Source organism: Candidatus Polarisedimenticolia bacterium, from assembly GCA_035764505.1.
Classification (GTDB): domain Bacteria; phylum Acidobacteriota; class Polarisedimenticolia; order Gp22-AA2; family AA152; genus AA152.
The window spans coordinates 1-2,841 of record DASTZC010000087.1 but is presented as its reverse complement, the minus strand read 5'-3'; the positions used below and the strand labels follow the sequence as shown (position 1 = coordinate 2,841).

The 2,841-nt window shown below is 65.2% G+C and carries 2 protein-coding genes; one reads left to right on the top strand and one right to left on the bottom strand.

Annotated elements, in window-relative coordinates; genetic code table 11:
* A partial coding sequence (locus VFW45_05900) for a hypothetical protein (protein ID HEU5180303.1) occupies nt 1-256 on the top strand: 256 nt, incomplete at its 5' end.
* Between the two features lie 314 nt (nt 257-570).
* On the opposite strand, the gene VFW45_05895 is transcribed toward VFW45_05900, so the two are convergent.
* Nucleotides 571-1,710 carry an IS110 family transposase gene (locus tag VFW45_05895; GenBank protein HEU5180302.1) on the bottom strand — a complete coding sequence of 380 codons (1,140 nt, stop codon included), beginning with the start codon at nt 1,708-1,710 and terminating at the stop codon, nt 571-573.
* Nucleotides 1,711-2,841 lie beyond the last annotated feature (1,131 nt).

Below are 2,841 nucleotides of genomic sequence, written 5' to 3'. Positions count from 1 at the left end.
CGGTGGTCAGGCTCCTTTCGCCTCCTTGGTTGCCTTCGCCGCCTCTCGAGCCGCCTTCGCCGCCGAGATTCTCGCCCTCCGTCACCAACTCGCCGTCCTAGAACGGTCGAGTCCCGCTCGACGCCCGTTCACCTGCTGGGACCGGGCTCTCTGGGCCTTCGCCCTCCGTCATTGGAGCGGCTGGAAAGACTCCTTGGTTCTGGTCAAGCCGGAGACCGTGATCGCCTGGCACCGCCACGCGTTCCGCCTCTTCTGATATGGGACGACCGATCAATTCTGATTGCAGCTCGCTCGGTTCCCTCCGGTGATCCTGGAGCAGAGAAAGCGGCGGTCGAGGCGACAGGCGCGACGGTTGATCACTCTGATATTCGCGGATCGAGCTTGTGACTCGCCGTCATGGTCGTGATCCGTCGGGAGCTGCCTCGGACTGGCTTCGTGGGTCAGGCCGTTTGCCTGCCACATAGAAGAAGCGAGGGTCCTCCTTTCCGTGTGTCCCTCGACCGACGCTCGCTCTGCTCCAGGAGATCCCATCCTCGTACTTTTCTCCTTAGGTGCGCCGTTGATCGTGATCTAGGCGGCGCGACCGTGCCCCTTGGTGCGCTGCTGCTCCTTCTCGACCTGCATTCCGATCGCCCAGATGAAGCCGAGCAGCTCGCGGCCGATGGCGGTGGCGACCTTCTGCCGGAGCTTGCCCTTGGCCGTGAGGCGCCGGTAGCGCGAGCACAGTCGGTGCGCCGCCTTCCAGGCGATCTCCTTGACCTCCTCACTCAGTCCCTCCTGGCGCTGCCTGAGAAGTGGCGACATCGAGGGCCGGTACTGGTATGCCCAAGCCGCCTCGCCGATGATGCGGCGCAGGTGGGCGTTACCCGTCTTGGTGATCGCTCCCCGGCGCACGCTGCTGCCCGTCGAGTCCTCGCTCGAGACCATACCGCTGTAACCCATGAGCTGCTTGGGTCGGGAGAAGCGCGAGAGTGGACCCACCTCGGCCACGATGCTCGCCGCGGAGACCTTCTTGATCCCGCGCAGGGCCTGCAGCCCAGAAATCACCGCCCGCATCTCCGCTGGCGCCGCCTCGATTGCCTGGTCAATCGCTGCTTCCAGCCGCGCCACCCTCTCCGCCGCGTGCTCCACCTCGTGCAGGTAGTCGAGGAAGGCGGCCTCCTGGGCCGCGTGCTCGAAGCGCAGCGTCTTCACCCACAGGAGGTGCTTCACCGTCCAGCTCTTCACGCCTGCCGCCGCGCGGAGCCCGCGGCGCAAGAGAAATTTACCGAGGCGGTGCCGCGCACGCAGTTGGTCCTTCTTCGCAGCCTCGCGTGCCCGCACCAGGTCGCGCAGCGCTTCGTGCGCGGCATCCGGCACCCACACCGCCGTCAGATCGCCACTTCGATAGCAGCGCGCCAGTTTCTCAGCATCCCGCCGGTTGGTCTTCACCCGATCCCCCGACTTTACCGGTACCAACGTCGGTGCGACCACGTCACAGTGCACTCCAAGCTCGCTGAGTTGCCAGTACAAGCTGTACCCGTGAGGTCCCGCCTCGTAACAGATCCGAAGTCGGCTCGCCGGCCCCAACTTCTTCACCAGCCGCCGCACCGCATCCTCGCGGCTGGGGATGATCCCCAGCGACCTCACCTCGCCTCCCGGCTCTGCTACCGCGACGGCGATCTTCTCCGTGTCCACATCGAAGCCCACGTGTCGGATATCTTTGTCCATCGGCTGGCTCCTTTCGCTCGTAGCTCTGCGCTACGGTCAGCCGATCGCGAGCGTAACCTACGGACTCGCGATTGGAGCCGGTCGTCCCATTCTGACTGGCGCCGGAAGTCTCTGGCCGGCCGCCCGAAAACACGGGCCGAGATTCGACGTCTCATCCGGCAGATGGCCCAGGAGAACCCAACCTGGGGCGCTGTCGGGTAGGACGATGGCGCGGACCGGGCTTCGAATGATGCCGACGTTTCCATCGTCCCCCCTAAGATTCCGTACATCGGGTTTTCCCCAGTACGGCTCCAAGGCCGGCTTATCAGACGGGCCTTCCTGCACGGCGCCCACACATCGCGTCGTCAGTTTGCCTCCGTCCTTCGTGCATTCCGTGGCAGCGCGTTCCCTTCGATCGGAGTCGAAGACGCCTGCTCGATGGTGCACCGCCGTGCGAGCGGCCCACGCCGCTCTACCCCAGGGGCCCTCGCTCCGACCGAGTTGTATTGTCTCGGCCCTCATCGCTTAATCGGCCCCATCCGCCCCACTCCCAGGCACGTCACAACTTCCCTGCATAGCAGGTTATATGCGGCGCCTTCGCTGTGCCGGCTTCCCGGCCTCGGCGACCCGCGAGCGGTTCCGGGCTTTCGCTGACTGCTCCTTCTTGGCATGTCGTCCTCTAAGACCCCGGGAAGTCCGTCGATGTTCATCTCCCAGCTCTGCTCATCGCCGGCTTCGGCCTTCGCCTTCCTGAGAAAGGCTCGGCACTCCCAATCCCCCACAATCCGGTTCACGTGGGGCCGTGCTTTCGGGGCTTCCTGGTTCGCTTCCGCTACAACCTGCCAAGTCGCTTGCCTCCCTTGCCGGATCGACCGAGATTCCTCGGCCACGGAGACTTTTACGTCCGGGCTTTCGATGGGTCGGTCGCCCTTCCCATCGCCGGGTATGACTACAGTGGTGGCTGGGCGCCTCCACCGGCGGGACTCCCACCCGCTGGAACATCAGCTAGCCTCGCTGCACCCCAGGATCCACGGAGAACTCCTGAAGCTCGGCTACGTCGTCGGCGAGCGCACGGCGTCCCGCTATCTGGCCCGCGTCCGGCCGGGCCCGAAATCACGGCCAGATTTCCCTGTGTCTCCTCAAATCGCCTCC